21 protein-coding genes are annotated in these 24,206 nt (G+C 65.1%); 5 read left to right on the top strand and 16 right to left on the bottom strand.

Annotated features, from left to right (window positions below; genetic code table 11):
• The first annotated feature begins 8 nt into the window (after positions 1 to 8).
• A complete protein-coding gene (locus PMO31116_RS20225; RefSeq protein ID WP_174971538.1) occupies positions 9 to 1,787 on the top strand; it encodes an ATP-binding response regulator in 1,779 nt (592 codons plus the stop codon).
• A 6-nt stretch (positions 1,788 to 1,793) separates the two neighbouring features.
• On the opposite strand, the gene PMO31116_RS20220 is transcribed toward PMO31116_RS20225, so the two are convergent.
• Positions 1,794 to 2,489: a response regulator gene (locus tag PMO31116_RS20220; RefSeq protein WP_150568257.1), complete on the bottom strand. Its 696-nt coding sequence runs from the start codon at positions 2,487 to 2,489 to the stop codon at positions 1,794 to 1,796.
• A 346-nt stretch (positions 2,490 to 2,835) separates the two neighbouring features.
• On the opposite strand from PMO31116_RS20220, the gene PMO31116_RS20215 reads away from it, so the two are divergent.
• On the top strand, positions 2,836 to 4,092 hold the full coding sequence (locus PMO31116_RS20215) for an ABC transporter substrate-binding protein (RefSeq protein WP_150568256.1): 1,257 nt from the start codon (positions 2,836 to 2,838) through the stop codon (positions 4,090 to 4,092).
• A gap of 91 nt (positions 4,093 to 4,183) precedes the next feature.
• Here PMO31116_RS20215 and PMO31116_RS20210 read toward each other — a convergent pair whose 3' ends face one another.
• From PMO31116_RS20210 to PMO31116_RS20195, 4 genes are all read right to left on the bottom strand, one after another.
• Positions 4,184 to 4,726: a hypothetical protein gene (locus PMO31116_RS20210; protein WP_150568255.1), complete on the bottom strand. Its 543-nt coding sequence runs from the start codon at positions 4,724 to 4,726 to the stop codon at positions 4,184 to 4,186.
• Between the two features lie 163 nt (positions 4,727 to 4,889).
• Positions 4,890 to 6,758, bottom strand: a complete 1,869-nt coding sequence (locus PMO31116_RS20205) for a glycoside hydrolase family 15 protein (RefSeq protein WP_150568254.1) — start codon at positions 6,756 to 6,758, stop codon at positions 4,890 to 4,892.
• Between the two features lie 307 nt (positions 6,759 to 7,065).
• Entirely contained in the window at positions 7,066 to 8,304 is a 1,239-nt protein-coding gene (locus PMO31116_RS20200) for a CaiB/BaiF CoA transferase family protein (protein WP_150568253.1), read from the bottom strand.
• Position 8,305: 1 nt separating this feature from the next.
• Positions 8,306 to 9,100: an enoyl-CoA hydratase-related protein gene (locus PMO31116_RS20195; RefSeq protein WP_150568252.1), complete on the bottom strand. Its 795-nt coding sequence runs from the start codon at positions 9,098 to 9,100 to the stop codon at positions 8,306 to 8,308.
• A 186-nt stretch (positions 9,101 to 9,286) separates the two neighbouring features.
• On the opposite strand from PMO31116_RS20195, the gene PMO31116_RS20190 reads away from it, so the two are divergent.
• On the top strand, positions 9,287 to 9,961 hold the full coding sequence (locus PMO31116_RS20190) for a GntR family transcriptional regulator (protein WP_150568251.1): 675 nt from the start codon (positions 9,287 to 9,289) through the stop codon (positions 9,959 to 9,961).
• Between the two features lie 19 nt (positions 9,962 to 9,980).
• Here the strand turns inward: PMO31116_RS20190 and PMO31116_RS20185 are convergent, their stop codons facing one another.
• Positions 9,981 to 10,697, bottom strand: coding sequence for a GntR family transcriptional regulator (locus PMO31116_RS20185; protein ID WP_150568250.1), 717 nt, complete (start codon positions 10,695 to 10,697; stop codon positions 9,981 to 9,983).
• Positions 10,698 to 11,008: 311 nt separating this feature from the next.
• Between PMO31116_RS20185 and PMO31116_RS20180 the strand changes: the two genes are divergently transcribed.
• On the top strand, positions 11,009 to 11,770 hold the full coding sequence (locus PMO31116_RS20180; RefSeq protein WP_150568249.1) for a 2-keto-4-pentenoate hydratase: 762 nt from the start codon (positions 11,009 to 11,011) through the stop codon (positions 11,768 to 11,770).
• 52 nt (positions 11,771 to 11,822) lie between these two features.
• On the opposite strand, the gene PMO31116_RS20175 is transcribed toward PMO31116_RS20180, so the two are convergent.
• The 7 genes from PMO31116_RS20175 to PMO31116_RS20145 form a co-directional block, all read right to left on the bottom strand.
• Positions 11,823 to 13,040, bottom strand: coding sequence for an MFS transporter (locus PMO31116_RS20175; RefSeq protein WP_174971536.1), 1,218 nt, complete (start codon positions 13,038 to 13,040; stop codon positions 11,823 to 11,825).
• A 263-nt stretch (positions 13,041 to 13,303) separates the two neighbouring features.
• Entirely contained in the window at positions 13,304 to 14,794 is a 1,491-nt protein-coding gene (locus tag PMO31116_RS20170) for an ankyrin repeat domain-containing protein (protein WP_150568247.1), read from the bottom strand.
• 423 nt (positions 14,795 to 15,217) lie between these two features.
• A complete protein-coding gene (locus PMO31116_RS20165) occupies positions 15,218 to 16,168 on the bottom strand; it encodes a LysR family transcriptional regulator (RefSeq protein ID WP_150568246.1) in 951 nt (316 codons plus the stop codon).
• Between the two features lie 114 nt (positions 16,169 to 16,282).
• Positions 16,283 to 17,725, bottom strand: a complete 1,443-nt coding sequence (locus PMO31116_RS20160; RefSeq protein WP_023596912.1) for an NAD(P)(+) transhydrogenase (Re/Si-specific) subunit beta — start codon at positions 17,723 to 17,725, stop codon at positions 16,283 to 16,285.
• Position 17,726: 1 nt separating this feature from the next.
• Positions 17,727 to 18,071, bottom strand: coding sequence for an NAD(P) transhydrogenase subunit alpha part 2 (locus tag PMO31116_RS20155; RefSeq protein WP_023596913.1), 345 nt, complete (start codon positions 18,069 to 18,071; stop codon positions 17,727 to 17,729).
• Between the two features lie 15 nt (positions 18,072 to 18,086).
• Complete coding sequence (locus tag PMO31116_RS20150; RefSeq protein WP_023596914.1) at positions 18,087 to 19,217, bottom strand: Re/Si-specific NAD(P)(+) transhydrogenase subunit alpha; 1,131 nt, start codon at positions 19,215 to 19,217, stop codon at positions 18,087 to 18,089.
• A gap of 42 nt (positions 19,218 to 19,259) precedes the next feature.
• Positions 19,260 to 19,634, bottom strand: coding sequence for an HAD family hydrolase (locus tag PMO31116_RS20145; protein WP_145863293.1), 375 nt, complete (start codon positions 19,632 to 19,634; stop codon positions 19,260 to 19,262).
• A 264-nt stretch (positions 19,635 to 19,898) separates the two neighbouring features.
• Between PMO31116_RS20145 and PMO31116_RS20140 the strand changes: the two genes are divergently transcribed.
• Entirely contained in the window at positions 19,899 to 20,888 is a 990-nt protein-coding gene (locus tag PMO31116_RS20140) for a LysR family transcriptional regulator (RefSeq protein ID WP_150568245.1), read from the top strand.
• Between the two features lie 107 nt (positions 20,889 to 20,995).
• Here PMO31116_RS20140 and PMO31116_RS20135 read toward each other — a convergent pair whose 3' ends face one another.
• The 3 genes from PMO31116_RS20135 to PMO31116_RS20125 form a co-directional block, all read right to left on the bottom strand.
• Positions 20,996 to 21,766: a fumarylacetoacetate hydrolase family protein gene (locus PMO31116_RS20135; RefSeq protein ID WP_150568244.1), complete on the bottom strand. Its 771-nt coding sequence runs from the start codon at positions 21,764 to 21,766 to the stop codon at positions 20,996 to 20,998.
• Between the two features lie 122 nt (positions 21,767 to 21,888).
• Positions 21,889 to 23,136 (bottom strand): formyl-CoA transferase, encoded by a 1,248-nt coding sequence (gene frc / locus PMO31116_RS20130; protein WP_023596918.1) that lies wholly within the window; start codon positions 23,134 to 23,136, stop codon positions 21,889 to 21,891.
• Positions 23,137 to 23,675: 539 nt separating this feature from the next.
• Positions 23,676 to 24,116: a PAS domain-containing protein gene (locus PMO31116_RS20125; RefSeq protein WP_150568243.1), complete on the bottom strand. Its 441-nt coding sequence runs from the start codon at positions 24,114 to 24,116 to the stop codon at positions 23,676 to 23,678.
• Positions 24,117 to 24,206 lie beyond the last annotated feature (90 nt).

Below are 24,206 nucleotides of genomic sequence, written 5' to 3'. Positions count from 1 at the left end.
TCGCGCGCATGGCGGCATTGCACGCCAACCTGCCTGTGTCGCTCGCCGGTTCGTTCCTGACGGTGTGGCTGATCGTCGCCGTGCTCCACGAAGTCTTTCCGCTGCGGCACCTGCTACTCTGGGGCGGCATTCAGGCCCTGCTCGCCGTCTGGCGGGCCTCAGCGCTCGGCCGATACCCGGGCGTGAGACGCCGCCGCCATGAGCGCGCGAGCCGCGCCGACGCCAGCGGCGTCGACATCGCAGCGTTGCGGCATTGGGACTCCCGGGTGCGCGCGGGCGCGCTCGCCGCCGGCCTGCTCTGGGGCGTTCCCTACGCATTCTGGCTCTGGCACGCGCCGATGGCGCAGCAAATGTTCCTGATCGTCGGACTGCTCACGCTGGGCACCGGCGCAATCTATGCCTACTGTATCCATCCACCGGTCCTGCTCGCCTTCGAGGTGCCCTACTACGCGCCGAGCTTCGTCGCGCTGGCGGCATTGGGTGGCACCATTCCGACGACGCTGGCCAGCGCGGGCGTCGTCTACCTGGCAGTGACGTTTGCGTTCGCCTATCGGATGTACCGCACCCAAATCGACTCGCTATCGATGCGCTTCGAGAACGACGACCTCATGGCGCGCCTGGCGGTGGAGCGCGACGCCGCCGAGCGCAGCAATCTGGCCAAGTCGCGCTTTCTCGCCGCGGCCAGCCACGATCTACGCCAGCCGGTGCACGCGCTGAGCCTGTATGTGGGGGTGTTGCGCGAGCAGCAGCTCAACGCCCGCAGCCGACAGTTGGTCGATCACATCGGCCGCGCGACCAACGCGATGGGACAGCTCTTCGACGGCTTGCTCAACATCTCCCGGCTCGACGCGGGAGTGATCCAGCCCAAGCCACGCGCGCTGCGGCTCGCACCGCTGATCGATCAGTTGCAGTTGGAATACGCACCGCAGGCCGCCGCGAAAGGATTGATCCTGCGGGTGCACACCTCACGCGACAGCGACGCACCGGTCGTGCGCTCGGACGCCGTACTGCTCGAGCGGGTCTTGCGCAACCTGCTCGACAACGCCATCCGGCACACGGTGCAAGGCGGCGTGCTGATCGGCTGGCGCACTCGCGGCAGCGACATCCGCATCGAGGTCTGGGACACTGGCGTCGGCATCGCGGACGCCGACATCGACAAGATCTTTCTGGAATTTCATCAGGTCGGCAACCCGGAGCGCGACCGCTCGAAAGGCCTGGGTCTGGGGCTGGCCATCGTCCGACGCACCGCCGATCTTCTCGGCCATGCGCTGACCGTGAGATCCGAGCCGGGGCGCGGCAGCGTCTTCATGCTGAGCGTGCCGGTCGCGGATCCGCGCGCGGTCCGCGCCGGGTCCGACTTGGCCTCGCACGAAACCTCCGCCTTTGGAGCGACGCAACAGCCCCACGCACCGCTCGTGTGCGTCATCGAGGACGATGCGGAAAATCTTCACGGGCTATGTCTGCTGCTCGAAACCTGGGGCTATCGCACGGTGAGCGGCGTCAGCGGCGACGAAATCGTGCGCGCGGCCGTGGCGGCGCGCGCCAGGCCCGCGCTGATCGTGAGCGACTTCCGGCTGCGCGAGCATGAAACCGGGATCGACGCGATCGACCGTCTGCACGAAGAATTCGCCGACGACACCATTCCGGCGATTCTGGTGAGCGGCGATACGGATCCGCAGCGAATCGTGGAAGCGTCGGTTCGAGCATGGCCACTGCTGCACAAGCCGGTCGATGCGCAATTGCTCAGACGCACGATCGAACAGGCGCTCGACGCGCGCGACGCGTGAAACACGTCAGGCCGGTTTGCCGAGCAGGCCGCCGCGACGTGCAAGCGCGGCCGCCTGCGTGCGATTGAGCGCGCCCAGACCCGCGAGTATCGCGGAGACGTGGGCCTTGACCGTTTTTTCCGTCATGCCGAGCCGGACGGCGATTTCCCCATTGCGCAACCCGTCGCACACGAGCGTCAGAACCTCGCGTTGGCGCGGTGTGAGTGCCATCACCCGCTCGGCGATCGACCGGTCATCGGCCAACCCGGCCGGCTCGGCGCCACGGCCGGAGGAAAGATCTGCATCGGTGTCGCGATCGACGTCCCCGGCGCCGTACCCCGCCGCGACGTATCGCTCGCCACGCAGCACCGTCTGCAGGGCCTTCACCAATGTTCGACTGTCGGCGGACTTGTGCACGAAACCATGCGCGCCGGCGGCGAAGGCCGAGCGCACGTCCTGACGGTCTTCCGACGCGGAGATCACCAGCAGTCGCAGATCGGGGCGGGTGGCGCGCAAGCGTCCCAGCAACGCCGCTCCCGCCAGGTCGGGCAGGTAATAGTCGGACATGACCACACGCACGTCCGGCCGGCCGGCGAGCGCAGTCACCGCCTGCGCGCCGTCGGCGAAGGCTTCGAAGTCGAGTTCCGGCTCGGCCGTTCGCAACGCGAGCAGCAGGCCCTCTCGGAACATCGCATGATCGTCGATCAGAAAAACAGTCGGCATTCGGGAGTCGGGACGCGCGATCGCGCCTGCTTGTGTCCAACGTCTTCAATGCGGGGGATTATGTCGCATTACTGACCGAAAGTCGTGTTTTCGATCACCCGTCCCGCAGCGATTCCCGCCATCTGCCAATGTCCCACGCCGAAACGGTGCATGATGCGCATGCATACGCCCGTTGCGCCAAACACGAAAGGTCAGGGAAACCCCGATGCGCGCATCGCGAATTACGGATTGCGCAATCGATTACGTGATGTTTAAGATGTTCGAGACCCGGCGACCTACGCTTCCAGAACGATAACGAGAGACGACGGCCGGCGGATCACGATAACTCGAACATTGGAGACAAGCCATGTCCAGCTTCACCGGCCACCTGCGCCGCACGATCACCGTGGCGGCCTGCGCCACGGTTCTCTCTGCCGTCTCGGCGACGGCGTCACACGCCGCATCCGGCGGCAACGTTTCCGACGGCGTCGTGAAAATCGGCGTGCTCACGGACCTGTCGGGCGTGTCGAGCGACAACGCAGGCAAAGGCAGCGTGGTGGCCGCGTCGATGGCCATCGACGACTTTTCGCGTGAGCACAAGGTGCTTGGCGCACCGATCGAACTGGTATCCGCCGATTCGCAAGGCAAGACCGACACGGGCGCGACCATCGCGCGCGAGTGGTACGACCGCGGCAAGGTGGACATGATCACCGACCTCACCTTCTCGAACGTGGCGCTGGCGGTGGACCGTATTGCCGACGAGAAGAAGAAGATCGCGCTCGTGACGGGCGCCGGCTCGTCGGCCATCAGCAACGATCAGTGCACGGCGCACAGCGTGCAATGGATGTACGACACGTATGCGCTGGCGAACTCGACGTCGCAGGCGCTGCTGCGGCGCGGACTGAAATCGTGGTACTTCATCACGGCCGACTACGCGTTCGGCCATGCGCTCGAGAAGGACGCGAGCGAAATTCTCGCGCGCCAGGGTGGCAAGGTCGTCGGATCGGTGAAGCATCCGGTGAACTCGCCCGACCTGTCGTCGTATCTGTTGCGCGCGCAGACGTCGGGCGCCCAGGTGATCGCGCTGGCGAACTCGGGCACGGACACGCTCAACACCGTCAAGCAGGCGTCGCAATTCAACATGATCCAGGGCGGCAAACAGGTCTTCACACCGCTGCTCTCGCTCATTACCGAAGTGCACGGCATGGGTCTGAAGAATGCCCAGGGCATGATCCTCACCAACGGCTTCTACTGGGATCAGGACGACCGCTCGCGTGCCTTCGCCCAGCGCTTCTACGCGCAGCACAAGAAAATGCCGACGATGATGCAGGCTGCCGTCTACTCGGCCGTGCTGAACTATCTGAAGGCGGTTCAGGCGGCGGGCACCGATGACTCGGACGCCGTCATGGCCAAGCTCAAGTCGATGAAGATCGATGACCCGGTAATTCGCAACGGTCAGATTCGCGCCGACGGCAAGCTGGTCCACGACATGCTGCTGGTGCAGGTCAAGACGCCCGCCGAATCGAAGTCGGAATGGGATCTGTACAAGATTCTTGAGACCATTCCGGCCGACAAGGCATTCGCGCCGCTAGCCGAATCGAAGTGTGCGCTGGTGAAGAAGTAAGCCATACGCTCGCGACTCGGGATCGGTCGCACCCACCGCGCGTGCGCCGCCACTGGCGGCGCACGCGCGCGGCCTGCCGCTTGCGAAGCGCTCAGGCCGTCGTGTCGACCTTGCTGCCTCGTGTCTGCAACGGATTCATCAGCGCGAGAATCTGCGCCTGAATCGACATGGCCTGCGCCGAAAGGCTGGCCGTCATCTGGCGCTTTTCATCGGGCGGCATGCGGTCATTGTTACGCACCGCGTCGAGCTGCGCCATCACCTTGGCGAGCATCGCCTTGAGCTTCTTGAGGGTCTGCGCCACGACGGGATCCACGCCGCTCGCGTCACCGACGTCGCTCACCGCCTTGCCCGTCTGGCGCGCACCCTCGCGTGCGCCGCGCACCATCTCGACCATATTGGCGTCGATCCTGCGCGAATCGGTGTTGTTATTGTTGTCGCCGCTGTCATCGTCGCCGCCGCCCTTCGCCGCCGCTCCGGTAACACTGCCGACATTGGCCGAATCGGGTTGCCCGACGGCGTTCGTCGCGCTGGATGCCGTCTGCACCCTGTCGGCCTGCTGTTGCTGAATGTGGGCCTGCCACACGTCGAGCAGGCCGGACGTCGCGCTGCCCTTGATCGGAATGATGGTCGCCATACGGAGGGGCCCCGTGAAAGGGTCGGTAAGTTTCGGTAAGGATTAGAAAGGTATTACGGCATCCTTAATTAATTCCTTTAACCGTGCTTACCGCCCTCCCGCCGTGGCCCGCACTCGTGCGGGGCGGGCGGTCCTCGGATATGCCCCCGCTCCCGGAACCCCCTCAGGCGCGAATGGCCCGGTACCCGACGTGCTCGAAGCGCTCCTCGTCGACCGCTGCGACACCGTCGTCGCCATCCTTGCGTTCTTCGTTGGCCAGCGCATCGAGACGGATGGCCGCGTGGACGAGCGCAATGTGGGAGAACGCCTGCGGGAAGTTGCCAACCTGACGCTGATGATGCGTGTCGTACTCCTCGGCGAGCAGTCCCACGTCGTTGCGCAACGCGAGCAAGCGCTCGAACAACGCGCGCGCGTCGCGCTGACGGCCCAGCATCACCAGGCAATCGACCATCCAGAAACTGCACGCGAGAAAGGCGCCCTCGCCGGCCGGCAGACCGTCGTCGACACGGCTCGTTCGATAGCGCTGCACCAACCCACCCTCCATCAGCTCGCGCTCGACCGCCTCGACAGTGCCGACGACCCGCGGATCGTCGGCCGGCAAAAAGCCGACGAGCGGAATCATGAGCACGCTCGCATCCATTTCGGACGACCCGTACGCCTGCATGAACGCGTTGCGCTCCCTGTCGAAGCCGTGGGCGCACACGTCGGCATGGATTTCCCGGCACAGTTGCTTCCACCGATCGACCGGCCCCGGCAATCCGAAGCGCTCGGCCGACTTGATCGCACGATCGAACGCCACCCACGCCATCACTTTGGAATACGTAAAGTGTTGACGACCACCGCGCACTTCCCAGATCCCCTCATCGGGCTCGCGCCATACGGTCTCCAGGTGCGCGACGAGCTTGGTCTGCACCTCCCACGTCGCCTCGTCGCGCGGCAGTCCGCCCAGACGAGCCTGATGCAGGGCGTCCATCACTTCGCCATACACATCGAGCTGCAGCTGACCGACCGCGCCGTTGCCCACGCGCACCGGCTTCGCCCCCTCGTAGCCGGGCAGCCAGTCGACCACCCATTCGGGCAGGCGTCGCTCGCCGGCCAGCCCGTACATGATCTGCACCTGCGAGGGCGCGCCGGCCACCGCGCGGACCAGCCACTGGCTCCAGTCGGTCGCTTCGGTGTAGTAGCCGCCGAGCATCAGCGCCTGAAGCGTGAGCGTGGCGTCCCTGAGCCAGCAGTAGCGATAGTCCCAGTTGCGCTCCCCCCCGAGCTGCTCGGGCAGCGAAGTCGTCGGCGCGGCCACCACACCACCGGTCGGCACGAACGTGAGCGCCTTGAGCACGATCAGCGAGCGGCGGATCGCCTCGGCCCAGCGACCGTCGAGTTGACAGCGATTCGCCCAGGTGCGCCAATACCGCTCGGTGTCCGTGAGCGCGGCCAGGGGATCGATCTCGCGCGGATCGGCGTGATGGGAGGGCGCGCGCGAGAGCACAAACGGTACCGTATCGCCCGCGTTCACGTCGAAGCGCGCTCGCAGCCGGCCGGGAACGTCCTCGATCGGCACCGGGGTGCGCAGCACGACTTTGTCGGGGCCCGCGATGAGGCGCATGCCGGGGCCCGTGGGATCGTCCTCGTCAAGCGGACGCGACCATGGCACCGACGCTCCGTAATCGAACCGCAGGATCAGCTCCATCGACATCGACACGGTGCCGTGAATCCCCTTGACGAGCCGCACGAGGTCGGCGGCGCCGTCGCGCAGCGGCATGAAATCGATGACAGCCACGCAGCCCTCGACGGTCTCGAAGCGCGTCTCGAGAATCAGCGTGTCGTCGTGGTATCGCCGCGTGCAGGTCGCATGCGGATCGTCGGGGGCGAGTTTCCACCGGCCGTGCTCGGGGCCACCGAGCAGGGCCGCGAAACAGGCCGGAGAATCGAAATACGGCCAGCAGAGCCAGTCGATGGAGCCGTCGCGCGCCACGAGCGCGGCGCTGCGGCAATCGCCAATCATTGCGTAATCTTCAATACGTGCCGGCATGCTCACCTCGCGAACAGGAGAGGAACGCGGCCCCCGTCTGCGACTGGGGGCGCGCAAGCGCATGGAGCCCTATGGTACGCGCGTCGCGCGCGCGCGGCCATCGGGCTTGCCGGGGAAGGTTCGGTGATGAAAGGTGTCTGCGTAAGATGCTGCCAGGGGTCATGCCTTCCCTCCTTGCGACGACGTCGGATCAAGTTTGTCGGTGGCCAATGTTGCACCCGTTCAAAAACCGACCGGCCGACAGAAGGGAAGTTCGCTATCACACGTCAACACGCGGGAAATCCGCATGCGTGACGCGGCCAATACGTCAGGTGCTCGTCGAGGTGCCCTCTTGCAGCGCACGCACCGCTCCCTGCGCCAACAGATCACGGATTTGCCCGGCGTCGAACCCGTACTCGGCCAGCACTTCGCGCGTATGTTCACCGAGGCGCGGCGCGGGTCCTCCGATGCACTTCGGGGTCTCGGAGAAGCGTATCGGCAGGCCGATGCTGCGTGTAGGGCCGTCGAGCGGGTGCAGCGTTTCCACCACCATGTCGCGCGCTACGATCTGCGGATGAGAGACGGCTTCGGCGATCGACAGCACCGGTCCGACGGGCAGGCCAACCGCGTCCAGACGCTCGACCCAGTGCTGCGTGGTATCTCGCACGAGGTACGCGGTAAGCCGTTCGACGAGTTCGGCGCGATGCGCGGTGCGTCCGGCGTTGGTCGCGAAGCGCGGGTCGTGCGCGATCTCGGGGGCGTCGAGCACCTGCAGCAATCGCTCGTAGTTCGCCTGGTTCGCCGCGCCGATGTTGACCCATCCGTCCTTCGTGCGAAACGCCTGGTAAGGCGTGCTCGTCGGATTGGCCGAGCCGAGCTTGGGCGGATTCTCACCGCTCGCGAAGAAGTTGGCCGCCGCCCAGTACATCTGCTGGAAACCGGCTTCGAGCAGCGACGTGTCGACGATCTGCCCCTGCCCCGTGCGCAGCCGATGGGCATAGGCCGCGGAAATTCCGAGTGCTGCCAGAATGCCCGCGTTGATGTCGGCAATCGGCGAGCCCGCCTTGATCGGCGCCTGCCCGGGCTCTCCCGTCACGCTCATCAGCCCGGAGAGTCCCTGCGCGATCAGGTCGAAGCCGCCCTTGTCGGCGCACGGACCGGTACGCCCGTAACCGGAAATGGCGCAATAGATGAGCGCGGGGTTCGCCTGGCGCAACGTCTCGTAGCCCATGCCGAGCTTCTCCATCGTGCCCTTGCGATAGTTTTCCGTCACCACGTCGGCGCTGGCGAGCATCTTGCGCAGCACGGCCTTCCCTCCCGCCGTCTTGAGATCGAGCGCAATGCCGCGCTTGTTTCGGTTGAGCATCATGAAAGATGCCGACTCGCCGTGCGAGAGGATCGGTGCGAAGCGGCGCGCATCGTCGCCGTCCATCTTCTCGACCTTGATGACGTCCGCGCCCATGTCGGCCAGCATCATTCCGCACACCGGGCCCGACATGATGTGTGACAACTCGATCACCTTGACGCCCTGCAGCGGCCCGCTTGCCCGTTTCGTCGATTCGCCCATGTCATCGCCCCTCGAAAACCGGGGCCGTCTTCGCGAGGAAAGCGCGATAACCCGTGCGGAAATCCGCCGTGCCGAAGCACGCGAACCCCTCGTCGATCTGCGCCGGCGTGAGCGGCTCGCCGCTCGTGAGCTCGCGCACGAAACGCTTGTGCCAGCGCGCCACCAACGGCGCCCCATCGGCGATGCGCTGCGCGCTCGCGAGCGCCTCGCGCGTTACGTCGGCGTCAGACACGACACGCGTGACCAGACCGATGCGCGCCGCCTCCCGGGCATCGAAAATACGTCCTTCGAGCAGGATCTCGAGCGCTCTCGCGGGCCCTAGCAGACGCACGAGCCCCGAAAGTTCGGCATGCGCCATGACCAGCCCCAGCTTGTTGATGGGCGCGCCGAACCGGCTCGACTCGCCGCAGATGCGCACGTCGCAGGCCGAGGCGATTTCCATGCCGCCGCCCACGCAAATGCCGTGAATCATTGCCACAAGCGGCACCGGGCACTGCGTGAGCGCCTCAAGGGTGCGGTGCATCAGGGCGCCATAAGCGCGCGCCTGCTCCACGTTGGCGCGATCCGTCTCGAACTCCGCGATGTCGTTGCCGGGGGCGAACGACTTCTGTCCCGCACCGCGCAGCACAATGCAGCGCACGTCCGGTGTTTCGGACAACGTCAGAATCGTGTCCCCGAGTGCCCGCCACATCGGCTTGGTCAGGGCGTTGAGCTTTTCGGGACGATTGAGCGTCACGACCACGATGGCGCCCAGTCGCTCGGTCAGAACAGTCGATGTCACATTGCCTCCTTGCATTGCCGGTCGTTGGCCGTCAGAGATTTTGGTATACCAATTTTTTGTAAACGATAGAATCATCCGTGGCTGATTGGCAAGAATGAATCGATGAATTAGGGGTTAACGTGGAAAATCCGGCGCTCCCCCCATTGACGTTGCTTCGTGTCTTCATCAAAATTGGCATCCCATTTTTTAACGAGTCCACGCATGAGCACATCCGCTCCGCTCAACGCCACCGCGTACGAGGCCCTGAAGGCGCGCATCGTGCGCGGCGAGTTGCGCCCGGGTGCTCCACTTTCGGAGCGCGCGCTGTGCGACGCGCTGGCCGTATCGCGCACGCCGCTGCGCGAGGCGCTCAAGCGGCTGGCGAACGAAGGGCTCGTGGAGATATCGGAAACACGCCGTGCCCGCGTGGCGCGCGTGAGTGTGGACGAGGTCGTGAATCTGCTTGCGGTCATGGCCGTGCTCGAAGGACTCTCGGGCGAGCAGGCCTGCGAGAAGGCGACGGACGCCGACCTCGACGAACTGGCGCGGCTGCAGGCAGCCATGGAGTCGGCCTACGCCCGCACCGACCACGCGGCGTATTTTTCACTGAACCAGCAGATTCACCTAAGCATTCTGCGCATGGCGGACAACGCGCCGCTCGCCGAGTATTTCCACAATCTCAACGCACGGCTTCGGCACGTGCGCGAGCGCCTGACCCCAACGCCTGAGCGCTGGCGTCAGGCCGTGGAGGAACACGCGGAAATGCTCGCGTTGCTGCGCCGGCGCGACGGCAAGCGGCTGCGGGTATTGATGGAAGCGCATTTGCGCAGCAAGACCGACGCTTACGTTGCGGCAATGCTCAACGAGGGATTGGTGAGTACGCGTCGCGCCGCCTGATACCGGACAAGCGCGCCGATCAGGCGGCGGCGCGCCTGTTGGCGAGCACGGTGGCGCACTTGGCCTTGAGGTGGGCGCGCAGCAGACGCCCTAGCGCAGCCCCGTCGCGTCGATGCAGCGCTTCGAGCATGGCGACGTGCTCGTCGATGGCCCGCTCCCATTTGCCGGCGTGCAGATTCGAACCGAACCGGAGCGCCTGCAGGCGGCCATTCACCGACTGGTACATCTGGGTGAGCGACGGATTGCGCGCCGCGGCATTGATGCGATCGTGAATGCGTTGGTTGCAGTCGAAATAGCCGGACAGATCGCCATTGGCGTGACAGGCATCCATCGCGCAATGCAATTCCTGAATCTCGTCGACTTCCGCTTGTGTGATTCGCTCGCAGGCCAGTTCGCCCGCGAGCGATTCGAGCCCGCTGAGCAATTCGAAGGCATCGGCGATGTCCGTCGACGAGAGCATGACGACACGCGCGCCGCGATTCGGCAGCAACTCGATGAGCCGCTCCACGGCCAGCATCTTGAGCGCTTCGCGCAACGGCGTGCGCGACACGCCGAGATGCTCGCACAGGGCCCGCTCGTTCAGGTGGGCGCCGGGCGGCAACACGCCTTCGGTAATCATTCTGCGAAGGCGGTCCATCACGGCCAGGTGCAACGCACGTCGGCTGATGGGTTGCGACGTGTCGTCCGGCGGGTGGACGGCGGGATCTCGTACGGCGCTCAGGGTCACGGAGTGCATAGGCTCGGCCAGGTCGTTCGCTTGAAGGGAAGGTCGTCGACTGCACGCACTGCACTTTCGCGGGCCACGGCGACCACGACCGATGCCATGCCGCACGAAATATTACGAAATATTACGAAGTCCGATTCTCGCAGATCAGCGTGACTTTGACTACGTTAGCTGGTGTTTTCACTGAGTACGCAACAGTTCGCTGCACTGCGCAATATTTCCGCGATCTTGTATAGGATGTGGGGCAATGTGCTGCCGACGCGCGACGCCGGTGCACGGCCGTTCCGGCCTCACGCCGCCCTATATTTTCGGAGACACCGTCCATGTTCGATACTTCCCCCGCCGTCGAATCGCTCGCGCAGTTGCTGGCCGATACGCGCCGCGGCGACACGCCCATTGCAACGGCGCCGGTCGCATGGCTGCCGGTCGATACCAATGCGGCCTATGCGGTGCAATTGCGCACACTGGATCTGCTCGGCGAGACGATTGCCGCGTGGAAAGTCGGCGCGAAATCGCCGATGGACGTGCACAACTGCGCGCCGATCCCCGCCTCGGTGGTCAGCGAGGCGGGTGGCGCGCTGGCGCTCGACGACTTTTTCCGCCCGGGGCTGGAGCTGGAGATCGCATTCCGACTGGCGCGCGATATCAAGCCGGGGCGCTATGACGAGCGCGACGCGCTGCTCTACGTCGGCGAAACGCTGACCACCATCGAGATCACCGACAGCCGCTTCGCCCAGACCGGGCTGGACAGTCGCTTCTCGCTTGCCGACCTGCAGAACAATGGTGCGCTGGTCGTTGGCAGCGGCCGCGATTACACGGGCTCGCTCGAATACATGAAGCCGAAGCTGTCGTTCACGCTCGACGGCACCGCCATCACGCCGTTGCGCGCGGGACATAACACCGGCGGCGATCCGCGCGAACTGTTCACGTGGCTCGTCAACCACAATGGCAAGCGCGGCATCACCATGCGCGCCGGCGCGATCGTGACCTGCGGCTCCTATGTCGGCATGATTCCGGCGAGCGGCCCCGGTCTGCTGCGCGGTACCATCGACGGGATCGGCGAGGTCTCGGTCACCCTGACGTAACCCCCATGTGCCTCGGCGCGAGGCATGCTCGGACGTCCGACGCGACCGGGCGTCAATGCCCGGCGCGAGCGTCGACGCCCGCCAGCATCGTCGGGGCAAGCAGCGCGATCGGCACGATGCAGAGCAGACCGGCACCCAACGCGAACGGCAGACTGACGCCGTGCGCCATCGCCCCGATCACGACCGGTCCCACGAGCAATCCGAGATAGGCCAGGCGTGCCATGACGGCGATCGCCTCGGCACTCGCCATGCCGCCCGCGCGGGCCGCTTCGCCCGACGCCGCGAACATGACCGGCATGACGTTCGAGAGTCCGAGTCCCGCGAGCGCGAAGCCGGCGACGGCCGCTGCCGGGACTCGCCAGAGCAGCGCCATCAACACACCGGCCACGCAAACCAGGCTGCTCACACGCAACAGGCGCGCCCCTCCCATGCGGGCGCGCACCGGATCGCCGCCGAAGCGGCCTCCGGCCATGCCGAGCGAGAACGCCGCGTAGCCTGCGCCGATCCAGGCGCCCTGTGCCGACACGACCTCGCGCATGTACACGGCGGTCCAGTCGTACATGGCACCCTCTACCACGAGGCCGAGAAACGCGAGGATGCCGAAGCCCGTGAGCCGTCGATGCAACTTGCGTCGCGACGCCTCGTCGCGCGCGGGCTGCGGCGTGCGCGCCGCGGGCATATCGCCCGACTTGCCCGGCTTGCCCGACTTGCCCGACTTGCCCGCGTCGACCGGCGCCTCGCCCGGCAGCATGTCCGGTTGCAGATAGCGTGCGCCGACCACCATCACCAGCGCGCAGGCCAATGCGGCAAGACCGACGTGCCACTGCGGCGAGCCCTGATGCGCGAGCCACGCGCCGCCGACCATCGCGCCGGACATGCCGCCGAGGCTGAAGCACCCGTGCAGCGACGCCATGATCGGCTTTCGATAACGCGCTTCGAGCGTGGCGGCCTGCGCGTTGACGGCCACGTCGTACGTGGCGTTCGCCGCGCCGTAGAGCGCGAGCCAGCCCACGAGGCCCCAGTAGTTCGGCATCGACAGAATGAACGCGCTGGTGAGGGCGAGCGCGATGCCGGATTGCAGACTCGCCCGACGGCTTCCCGCGCGCCCGACCCAGCGCGCCATGCGCGACATGGTCAGGAGCGCGCCGCCGGCGACCGCGAACATCGCCACCGAAAGGTTCGCATCGTTCAGGTCGAACATGGCCTTGACCGTGGGCACATGCACGCCCCATGTCGCATACAGGAAGCCGCTGCAAAACAGCAATGCCATCGTCGCCGCGCGCGCAGGCCAAAAGCCCCCGCGCGGCTTCGTCGTTTCAGAAGTCATGGGAATCGCAACGAAAACAGGAATGACGCGGCAGAGAACACTGCGTTGTCGTGAGAAGAGAACCGTGACGGAGTTCCGGCGCGATGCGGGACTCGCTGGGAACGATTCTAGCGCACTCTGCGTGACATTGCCGTGCACTGCCACATGAATGGAAACGCGGGGGAGCGGCGGGAGAACGCCGCCCCCCCGCTGCCGAGACCTCGGGATTACCAGGCGGCCAGCTTGCGCAACAATTCGCCGAGCGACCAGATGGCGTCATCCGGACGCTGTGCCGCATGACTCGACGCGAATGCCATGACTTCGGGCACGCCACAGCCATGCGGTGTATCGAAGTGCACGCCCAGATCGCGCAGTTTGACGATCAGCGCCTCGAACTCCGGCCAATGCGCGCGCCCGCCGCCGTCGCGCGCCGCCATGACCGAGAGCATCAACGTCCGCCCGACGCCCAGCCCGTCGCGACCGCACAGGCGCGGATCGGCGCCCAGGGTCAGCAGCGTGCGCACCACGGTGGCCGTATCGTCGCGCAACCGAGGATCGGTGCGTCCCGCGATGCGCAGGATTGTCGAGGGATTGCCGCCGTGCAGCGTCGCCGCGCCCGCTTTCGCATACAGGATAGGCGGATACCCGCGCGCGTCCCGCGCGTTGACGTCGACGCCATGGCAGGCCAGCAACCCGAGCGTGGAAACATCCCCGTGGATGGCCGCGTAGTGCAGCGCACGCGCTTCCGGCAAGACAGGCACCGCGTCGCCGGACACCGCGCACGCGTGAGGCGACGGCACATTGGGATCGAACCCCAGCGACAACATGATGTCGACGGCCGCCGCGGGCATGCCGTGGCGCATCGCGAACAGCAGAACGGGCTCGCCGGTAAACGTCGTCATCAGCCGTTGCGCATGCGGATTGCGCGGCAGCAGATCGAGCAACGCTCGCCCCAGGTACGGGTTGCGAGGCACGCCGGACGCCGGATCGAGCCGCAACGCCTGCGCCGCAAGCATGACCGCCCCGCGCCAGATCGGCTCGTCGAAGGGCCATTGGCGGTAGCCTGCCAGTTGCAGTATGCGAAGCGCCCGGCAAGCGTCGCGCGACCCGAGATCGTCGGCCGGCGTTGCCTGCGTCCACCACGTCGTGAGCGGAGACGGCGACGCACCGAACTCGACGAGCGTCTCCATGACCGCGTCTTCGGGCGCATCCTGCAGCAGGTCGCACAGATCATGCGCGGCCTCCTCCGACAGTCCGGCGTCTCGCAGCAGGTCGATGCCGATATGGCCAGCCGGCAGCAGAATCACTTCCCGCAAAGCCAGTTGCTCGCGCGTGCCGAGCAATGCCTGCCCGGCCGGGCCGCGGGCCAGCAGCGGTTCCAGAAACGCCGCAATTTTGCCCACCGGCATAACCGCCGCCGAGCGCAGTGCGGCGCGCTGCGTGCTCGACGGCGGCAACGCCGCGAATTGCCAGCGCAGGGCCGCCACGTCGGCCTGCCAAAGCTGGCAGCAGGCCTCGCGATCGAATGCCGGGGCGCATGCCTGTGCGGCACACGGCCGCGTGTCGTCGTGATGCGGCGCCCCATCGGCGATGCGGCCGAGGTCGGCAAGCGCGGAGGCGGACGTCGGTGCGGCGGGCGCGGAAGATGCGGAAGATGCGGAAGATGCGGAAGATGCGGAAGGCGCGGAAGGCGCGCAAGGCGACAGGGAAGGAAACATCGAACACTCCTGATCGAGGAACGAGACCCCGGGTCAAGCCACAACGTGCCGCGCCCGGTGCCGGGAGGGGGCCATTGGGCATCCTAGGCATCGATGCGGCGACGCATCTTGGCAATGCGACGCTGCGCTATGGGGAGTGGTCGCCGGCCCGCGATGTGGGGATCGTCGGGACAGGCGTCGAAGGACGGGAGTGCGAGATGGCGAGGACTTATCCACCGTTTTTGTTCACAAAGCTGTGGACAACGAACGGCGCAGCATGCACAACTGATTGATCGAAAAGGAAATTTCGCTCTGAGGCGTCAGGCCCAGGCACAGGTGGGCAGACAGCCCGCCCGCGTCTCCGTCTTATCCACAGATTTTGTGTTCAAGTCTGTGGACAAGTGCTTGATGAATGGATACAAGTCATTGATTCGATTCGTGGATTCATTCGGTCGAGGTGGTATGGGCAGTCACCTCGCGCGCCGCCGCCATCGCAAATCCCTTGTTGCGCTCGCGCACGACACGATGGATCAGTTCCCAGACGGTGTGCGCCACCGGGGAGAGCGAGCGGTTCTTGCGCCGAACGAGCACGATGTTGCGCTCGAACGCCGGCAGCAGCGGGCGCACGGCGAGCGTCGAGTTCTCGGGCAGCGGCAATGCCAGCGGCGGCAGCACGCTCACGCCGAGTCCTTCCTGCACCATGCGGAAAATGGTGCTCACGTGACCGAGCTCCTGCGTGATGTTGCCCTGGACCTTTTGCGTCGTGAGCGCGCGGTCGATCAGCGGCCGACTGCCCGAGCTCTGATTGAGCAGCACGAGGTTTTCGCCAGACAGTTCCGACCAGTGCACCGCGCCCTGCTCCGCGAGCGGATGATCGCTTCGGCACACCAGGCAGAACGGCTCGCTCATCAGGTGTTCAGTCGTGAGATCGTCAGCCCCCTGCGGGGCGACCACGATGCCGAAGTCGACGTCGCCTGCACGCACGCTGTCGAGCACGGCGCGCTGCATCTGGTCCACGAGCGCAAGCGCAATGTCGGGATATGTCGCCTGAGACGCCAGCAGCACGCGCGGCAGGAGCGTGGCGGAAATCGTCGGAGCCGCGCCAATGCGCACGCGGCCCGTGGTGCGCGCTTCGGCGCCATGCGTCTGCAGCAACGCGATTTCGAGCTCGTCGAGCACACGATCGAGACTGCTCGCGAGAGTGATACCGGCGTCGGTCAACGCGACTTCACGCGTCGTGCGATCGACCAGACGCAGGCCAAGCTGACCTTCGAGTTCGTTGATACAGCGGCTGATGGCCGGTTGTGTCAGACCGATCTCGGCGCCCGCGCGGCTGAAGTTCTTGCTGCGCGCCACGACCATGAAGACCTTGAGTTGTCTCAGCGATACGTTCATGTGCTAGTGCCCTGCGAGGAAGTGAGCCAACGAGCCACCGGAATGACTCCGGCGCGCCGCACCGGGCGGCGCGCCCCTTACGCTTCAAACGTCGCCTGCCGCCGCTGCCGGCGCTCAGGCAGCCGCCTTGACCATCTCTTCGACGACCTTCTTCGCGTCGCCGAACACCATCATGGTCTTGTCGAGATAGAACAGGTCGTTGTCCAGACCGGCGTAGCCGGCAGCCATCGAGCGCTTGTTCACGATGATCGTCTTGGCCTTGTACGCCTCGAGAATCGGCATGCCCGCGATCGGGGACTGCGGATCGTTCTTCGCAGCCGGGTTCACCACGTCGTTCGCCCCGAGCACCAGCACCACGTCCGTCTGCCCGAACTCGCCGTTGATCTCGTCCATCTCGAGCACCTGGTCGTACGGCACCTCGGCCTCGGCCAGCAGCACGTTCATGTGCCCCGGCATGCGGCCCGCGACCGGGTGAATCGCGTAGCGCACGCTCACGCCCTTCTCCACCAGCTTGTCGGTCAGCTCCTTGAGAGCGTGCTGGGCCCGTGCCACGGCGAGGCCGTATCCCGGCACGATCACCAACGATTCGGCGTTGCTCATGAGGAACGCGGCGTCGTCGGGCGAGCCCGACTTGACCGGGCGCTGCTGCTGCTCGCCACCCGCGGCGCCGGCGCCGGCCTGCGCACCGAAGCCGCCCAGGATCACGTTGAAGAACGAGCGATTCATCGCGCGGCACATGATGTACGAGAGAATCGCGCCCGAGGACCCCACCAGCGATCCCGCGATGATGAGCATCGGGTTGTTCAGCGAGAAGCCGATCCCCGCGGCCGCCCAGCCCGAGTACGAGTTCAGCATCGACACGACCACCGGCATGTCCGCGCCGCCGATCGGGATGATGATGAGCACGCCGAGCACGAAGGCGATGGCCGTCATGATGACGAACGGCGTCCAGCTCTGCGAGGCGAAGAAGGCGATGCCGAAGCCGAGCATCGCGATGGCCAGCGCCAGGTTCACCATGTGCTGGCCCTTGAATACCACCGGCGCACCCTGGAACAGTCGGAACTTGTACTTGCCCGAGAGCTTGCCGAAGGCGATGACCGAGCCCGAGAACGTGATCGCGCCCACGAACGTGCCGATGAACAGCTCGATGCGGTTGCCCGGCGGCAGCAGCGTCTCGCCGGCCGGCACGATGCCGAACGCGGCCGGTTCCGCCACCGCGGCCACCGCGATGCACACGGCCGCCAGACCGATCAGCGAGTGCATTGCCGCGACCAGCTCCGGCATCTTCGTCATCTCGACCTTGCGGGCGACAAATGCGCCGATGCCGCCACCGACGACCAGCCCAGCCAGAATCAGGCCGAGGCCCGAGAAATTGCCGTTCGAGAGCTTACGCAACTCGAAGATCAGCGCCACGGTGGTCAGCGCGGCGATCGTCATGCCGATCATGCCGAAGGCATTGCCCCGGCGCGCCATCTTTGGATTCGACAGGCCCTTGAGCGCCTGAATGAAACAGATCGACGCGACCAGGTACAACAGCGTCACAAGATTCATGCTCATGTCAGTGCGCTCCCTTTGCCGCGGCTTCGTCGTTCGCCGCCGTCTTCGCCGGGGCCTTGTCTTTTTTCTTGAACATCTCCAGCATGCGCTGCGTGACGAGGAAGCCCCCGAACACGTTCACCGCGGCCAGCGCCACGGCGACCACGCCCATCGTCTTGCCGAGCGCGCCTTCAGTGAGGCCCGCCGCCAGCATGGCCCCCACGATCACGATGGCCGAGATCGCATTGGTCACCGCCATGAGCGGCGTGTGCAGCGCCGGCGTGACGTTCCACACCACGTGATAGCCGACGTACACCGCCAGCACGAAGATGATCAGATTGATCACCGTGTGATTGATCATTTCCATGATGTCCGCTCCCCCTTAAGCCGCACGCAGCACTTGACCGTCGCGGCACATCAGGCACGCGCTGACGATGTCGTCGTTGGTATCGATGACGAGCTTGCCTTCCTTGTCGATCACCAGCTTCAGGAAGTCGAGCACGTTACGCGCGTACAGCGCGGACGCATCCGCCGCGACCATGCCCGCCAGATTGGTGTAGCCGGCGATGGTCACGCCGTGGACCTTGACGACTTCGTCGGCCACCGACAGCGGGCAGTTGCCGCCGCCGTTCGCGCCGCGTCCGGCCGCCAGATCGATGATCACCGAGCCGGGCTTCATGGCCTTGACGGTGTCTTCGGCGATCAGCGTGGGCGCCGCGCGCCCCGGGATCAGGGCGGTGGAGATCACGATGTCGGCCTGCGTGAGGCGCGTGTGCACCAGCTGGGCCTGACGCGCGAGCCATGCGGCGGGCATCGGGCGCGCGTAGCCGCCCACGCCCTTGGCGATCTCGCGTTCTTCGTCGGTCTCGAACGGCACGTCGATGAACTTGGCGCCGAGCGATTCGATCTGCTCGCGCACGGCCGGTCGCACATCCGAGGCTTCGATCACGGCGCCCAGGCGCTTGGCGGTGGCGATCGCCTGCAAGCCCGCCACACCGGCGCCGAGCACGACCAGGCGCGCGGCCTTCACGGTGCCCGCGGCCGTCATGAGCATCGGCATGAAGCGTTGATAGAGATTGGCCGCGAGCATCACGGCCTTGTAGCCGGCGATATTGGCCTGCGAGGACAAGACGTCCATGCTTTGCGCACGCGTGGTGCGCGGCGCGGCCTCCAGGGCGAAGCCGACGATACCGGCCGCGGCCATGCGCGCGTTGTTCTCGGCATCGAAAGGATTGAGCATGCCGACCACGACGCTGCCGCGCGGAATCTGTGCGACTTCCGCGATCGACGGTGCACGTACCTTGAGCACGAGTTCGGCGCCAAGGGCGTCGGCCGCGCTGCCGCTCGAGGCACCGGCCGCGACGTAGGCCGCATCGGGTACGCTCGCCGCCTCGCCGGCGCCATGCTCCACGGTGACGCGATGTCCCGCGCCCACCAGTTTCTTCACCGTTTCCGGTGTGGCCGCGACGCGGGATTCGCCGCCGGCCGTCTCCTTTGGAATGCCAATATGCATAGTTATTATCTCGGGGTCTGAGCCCCTGTCGTGTTGTGAAACTCAGGCCGCGGCGGCTCGCGGTGCCTGCATCGAACGTCCTTCATTGGCGGCTTCGAAGCAACGCACCTTGGTGCAATGAATCAGATCGCACAGGAACTCCGGTTCGTAGGCACGCAGCAAGTGCGGCTGATGGCCGTCGAGGTAAGCCCCGATCAACACCAGCTCGGCCATGCGCAGCGCCTGCGCCGAAGCGCCCTCGAGATACGCCAGCGGCAAATCCTGATTACCCGTGGTGTGCAGCAAGCGGGTGTACGTGTGGTTATCCCAATACCAGTCCAGACCCAGTTCAACGAATGCGTTGTTGAACGCGTGCAGATGCGCGTCGGCAACCGGTGCCAGGGCGGCGGGTTTGATATGCGTTTCGATGACAGACATGATGGTGTTCTCCCAGAATCAGTGTTCGTCTTCGCAGTCCCGCGCTCGCCTGGCATGACGCGTCACCGACGCTTTGCTGTCACACCACCTTCATCCGGGCTGCCATTGCAGATTACGCAGCCCGACGTATAAAAGACAGTTAAAGTTAATTATGCAAACCATCTACGATTACTTATACTTTGCCAGGTACGCCAACGCTGCGCGCGTCGCGATGCGACGTTGCCTGCCCGGCCTTGCCCGACCGACTTCCTGGAAGCACGCCGCATGAAACACGCCACGCTCCGCCAACTGAAGGTCTTCGAAGCCGTGGCGCGCCATCTGAGCTTTTCGCGCGCCGCCGAAGAACTGCATCTCACCCAACCGGCCGTCTCCACGCAGGTCAAGCAACTCGAGACGCACGCCGGGCTGCCGCTTTTCGAACAACTGGGCAAGAAGGTCTTTCTCACCCCGGCGGGCAGCGAAATGCTTCACTACAGCCGCGCGATCATTGCGCTCTTTCGCGAGACCGAAGAGGCAATGGACCACCTCAAGGGCATTACGGGCGGCAAGCTGAACGTGGCCGTGATCAGCGCGGGAGACTACTTCTTTCCCCGTCTGCTCGCCGCGTTCACCGCTCGCCATCCCGGCGTAACGCTCAACCTCACCGTGCACAACCGCGAGGAACTGCTGCACCAGCTCACCGAAAACCTCACCGACCTGGCGGTGATGGTGCGCCCGCCTCACGAAATCGATACGATCAACGAGGCTTTCGCACCGCACCCCTATGTCATCGTGGCGCCGCCCGGTCATGCGCTGGCCGATCAACGCCAGATTCCGTTCTCCCGTCTCACGCAAGAGCCGTTCATCAGCCGCGAGCGTGGCTCCGACACCTGGAACTCCCTGCAGGATGCGTTTGGCGAGCGCACCCAGCAGTTGAAGATCACGATGGAAATCGCCAGTACGGAGACCATCAAGCAGGCGGTCGTGGCGGGCATGGGCATCAGCTTTCTGTCGGCCCACACCGTCGGCATGGAATTGCGGACCGGCCAACTGACGGTGCTCGACGTGGAGGGCTTTCCCGCGTGGCAAAGCTGGTACGTCGTGCACCGCCGCAGCAAACGGCTGCCGCCCGTGGCGCTCGCGTTTCGTCAGTTCCTCCTCGACGAAGGCGCCATGCTCATCGACGGCATGATGGCCTACAAGAGCCCGGTGCCACCGCCGGTCGCGAACGCCGTCGACATCGACGGCGAACATGGCGATCGCTCGCATCGCTGATGCCGGTGGCCTGACGCAACGTCAGGTCAGAATGAAAAAGGGCGATCGACTCAGGCCATTGCCACCCCGGCCGACCACCGTGAAATCGGTTGCGGATCCGCCGCGCGTCAGCCCATGCGGTTGGCCAGCGTGCCCAGACCGTCGATGCTCACTTCCACCAGTGCGCCCTCTTTCATCGAGCCCACACCGATGGACGTGCCCACCGCGATCACATCGCCGGGCAGCAGCGTCATGTCCTGCGACAAGCGCGCAACGAGCTGCCACGGGTTGAAGATCATGTCGGCGAGCGGGTAGCGCTGTCGCTCCGTCCCGTCGAGACGGGTGACGAGTTCGGCTTCGCGCCAGTCGAAGTCCTGCGCGATGACCGGCCCCAGGCAGCCGAACGTGTCGAAGCCCTTGGCACGTGTCCACTGCGCGAAGTTGCCGTCCTGCTCGATGATTTCAGCGGCGGTCACGTCGTTGACCAGCGTGTAGCCGAGAATGTGATCGCGCGCGGCCTCCTCGCTCACGTGACTCGCCGTCTTGCCGATTACCACGCCCAGTTCGCCCTCGAAAACGATCTTGCCGGCATACGACGCGGGACGTCGGATCACCGCGCCGGGCCCGTTGAGCGTGGTCGCAGGCTTGATGAGAAACAGCGGATGCGACGGCGCGGCCTTGCCGAGCTTCGCGCCGAGCGCGTGGTAGTTGTTCCACAGCGCCACGATCTTGGTCGGCTCGCACGGACACAGCAGGTCGACCGCGTCGCGCGCGAGCGTCGCCCCCGTCGCGATCGGTGTGTCGTAGAGACTGCCGCGATGCTCGAGAATCTGATCGTCCTGCAGCAGGCCAAAGCCGATGCGCCCGTGCGCAGTCTTGAAGCGGGTCCAGAGTTTCATGCGATTGCCATTCCTTTAGCGGCCCGGCGGCACGGCAGCGTTCGCCGTATGCGCGCCGGACACGATGTCTCGGTGTCATGCACATCTGCCTCGTGCAGACGCTCGTGCGCTTGCGGCGCGGCTCAGACCGCGCCGACTTCGCGCAGCGCGGCGATCTGCTGCGCGCTGTAGCCGAATTCGGAGAGCACGTCGTCGGTGTGTTCGCCGAGCAGCGGCGAGCGCTCCACGTGCGTGGGGCTGGCCGAGAGCTTGATCGGATTGCCGACGGTGAGGTACTTGCCGCGCGTCGGGTGATCGACTTCCACGATCGTCCCGGTCTCGCGCAGCGACATGTCTTCGGCGATTTCCTTCATCGACAGAATCGGCCCGCACGGAATGTCGTACTGGTTGAGAATGCCCATGACCTCGAACTTCGATTTCGTCATGGTCCATTGCTCGATCGTGTCGAAGATCTCACGCAGCCGAGGCAAACGCGCGCGCGGCGTCGCATAGTCCGGATGCTCGACCCACTCCGGCTTGCCGATCACCTTGCAGATCGAACCCCACACCGGGGCCTGCGTGATGAAATAGATGTAGGCGTTGGGATCGGTCTCCCAGCCCTTGCACTTGAGAATCCAGCCGGGCTGGCCGCCGCCCGAGGCATTGCCGGCACGCGGCACCGCGTCGCCGAACTGGCCGTTCGGGTATTGCGGATACTCTTCCATGACCCGCGTGCGCTCCAGGCGCTGCTGATCGCGCAACTTCACGCGGCACAGGTTAAGCACGCCGTCCTGCATGGCGGTCAGCACGCGCTGCCCCTCGCCGGTCATCGTGCGCTGATACAGCGCCGTCACGATGCCCAGCGCGAGATGCAGCCCCGTTCCCGAGTCGCCGATCTGCGCCCCCGTGACCATGGGCGGGCCATCGTCGAAACCGGTCGTCGATGCGGCACCGCCCACGCATTGCGCCACGTTCTCGTAGACCTTGCAATCCTCGTACGGCCCGGGACCGAAACCCTTGACCGAGGCCACGATCATGCGCGGGTTGAGCGAATGGATGTGCTCCCACGTGAAGCCCATGCGATCCAGGGCCCCCGGGGCGAAGTTCTCCACCAGCACATCGCAGTCGCGGATCATGCGCTCGAGCACCGCCTTGCCTTCCGGGTGCTTCGTGTCGAGCGTGATCGAGCGCTTGTTGCTATTGAGCATGGTGAAGTACAGGCTGTCCGCGTCGGGGATGTCGCGCAATTGCTCGCGCGTGACATCGCCGTGACCGGCCCGTTCGATCTTGATCACGTCGGCGCCGAACCATGCCAGCAATTGCGTACACGTAGGTCCCGACTGCACGTGGGTGAAGTCGAGTATGCGCACACCTTCAAGTGCTTTGCCCATGGTGGTTTGTCTCCTCCTGAAGCGACGTCGTTTATGTGATCGGTGCGCGAGACATGCAGGCATGCGGCCGGAAAGGACGTCAGCGCCGGAAGTCTCGCCGGAATCGACGACGCGCGTCGCCTCTTTGGGCGCCATTCACGTCGCTGTCCGCTTATTGTGATATACGGTATTTCATACACGATATTTTATCAACGGCTTTTTGTTGCCGATACGCTTTGCTGTGTTGCGGGGTAATCATGCAAGAATGTCCGCCACCCCCGTGAATACAGGGGATCCGCATTGCAGCATCTTCCGTTGGTTATCCGTGTTCTAGGGGTTTACAGGCATGCGCCCGCCGCCTGAAACCACGCGAATTGATGCAGATCGTGTGGATGACTCCTTGAATATATTGAATACAAAATACCCATAAGCGATTTTCCACGCCGACTGTCGTCTTGAAATGAAAAAAGCACCGATGTCCGACACCCCCTTTCGGATGTCGCACATCGGTGCTTCCTGTCATCGGCGTCGGCGCGCGCCATGCGCGCCTGCGATGAAACTCAGCCCGCGGTGGCCGCCACCTTGGCTTCGAGTTCGGCGATGCGTTTGCGCAGTTGGCGATCCTCCTGGAAACGCACGGTCTCGTCACGAATCACGGCCACGATGCCAGTGACTTCGCCTTGCGCGCCGTGCAGCAGCGCAACGGTGAAGGCGATCGACATCGCGCGACCGTCCTTGTGCGCTGCCGGGACCTTCAGCAGGTCGCTGCCGTATTTGGTCTGCCCCGTCTGCATGGTCTTCGCGTAACCCTCGTTGTGACGTGCACGCAGACGGTCGGGGATGATGATATCGAGTGGCTGGCCGACGGCCTCGTCCGCCGAGAAACCGAACATCTTCTCCGCCCCTGAATTCCACAGCGTAATGATGTTGTTCGGGTCGGCAACGACGATGGCGTCGCCCACCACCTGCACCAATTGATTGACGTCGACGGATGCGCTCATGATGTCTCCAGGACGATTGTAGGAATGACAAAAGACAGGTTTCGGCGGGTTCGAACGACCGCCAAACATGCCAATAAATTACATCAATTA

Origin of the sequence: Pandoraea morbifera, assembly GCF_902459575.1 — a bacterium.
GTDB lineage: Bacteria > Pseudomonadota > Gammaproteobacteria > Burkholderiales > Burkholderiaceae > Pandoraea > Pandoraea morbifera.
Note: the sequence above shows the minus strand (reverse complement) of the source record. Positions and strands in the feature narration are given on the sequence as shown.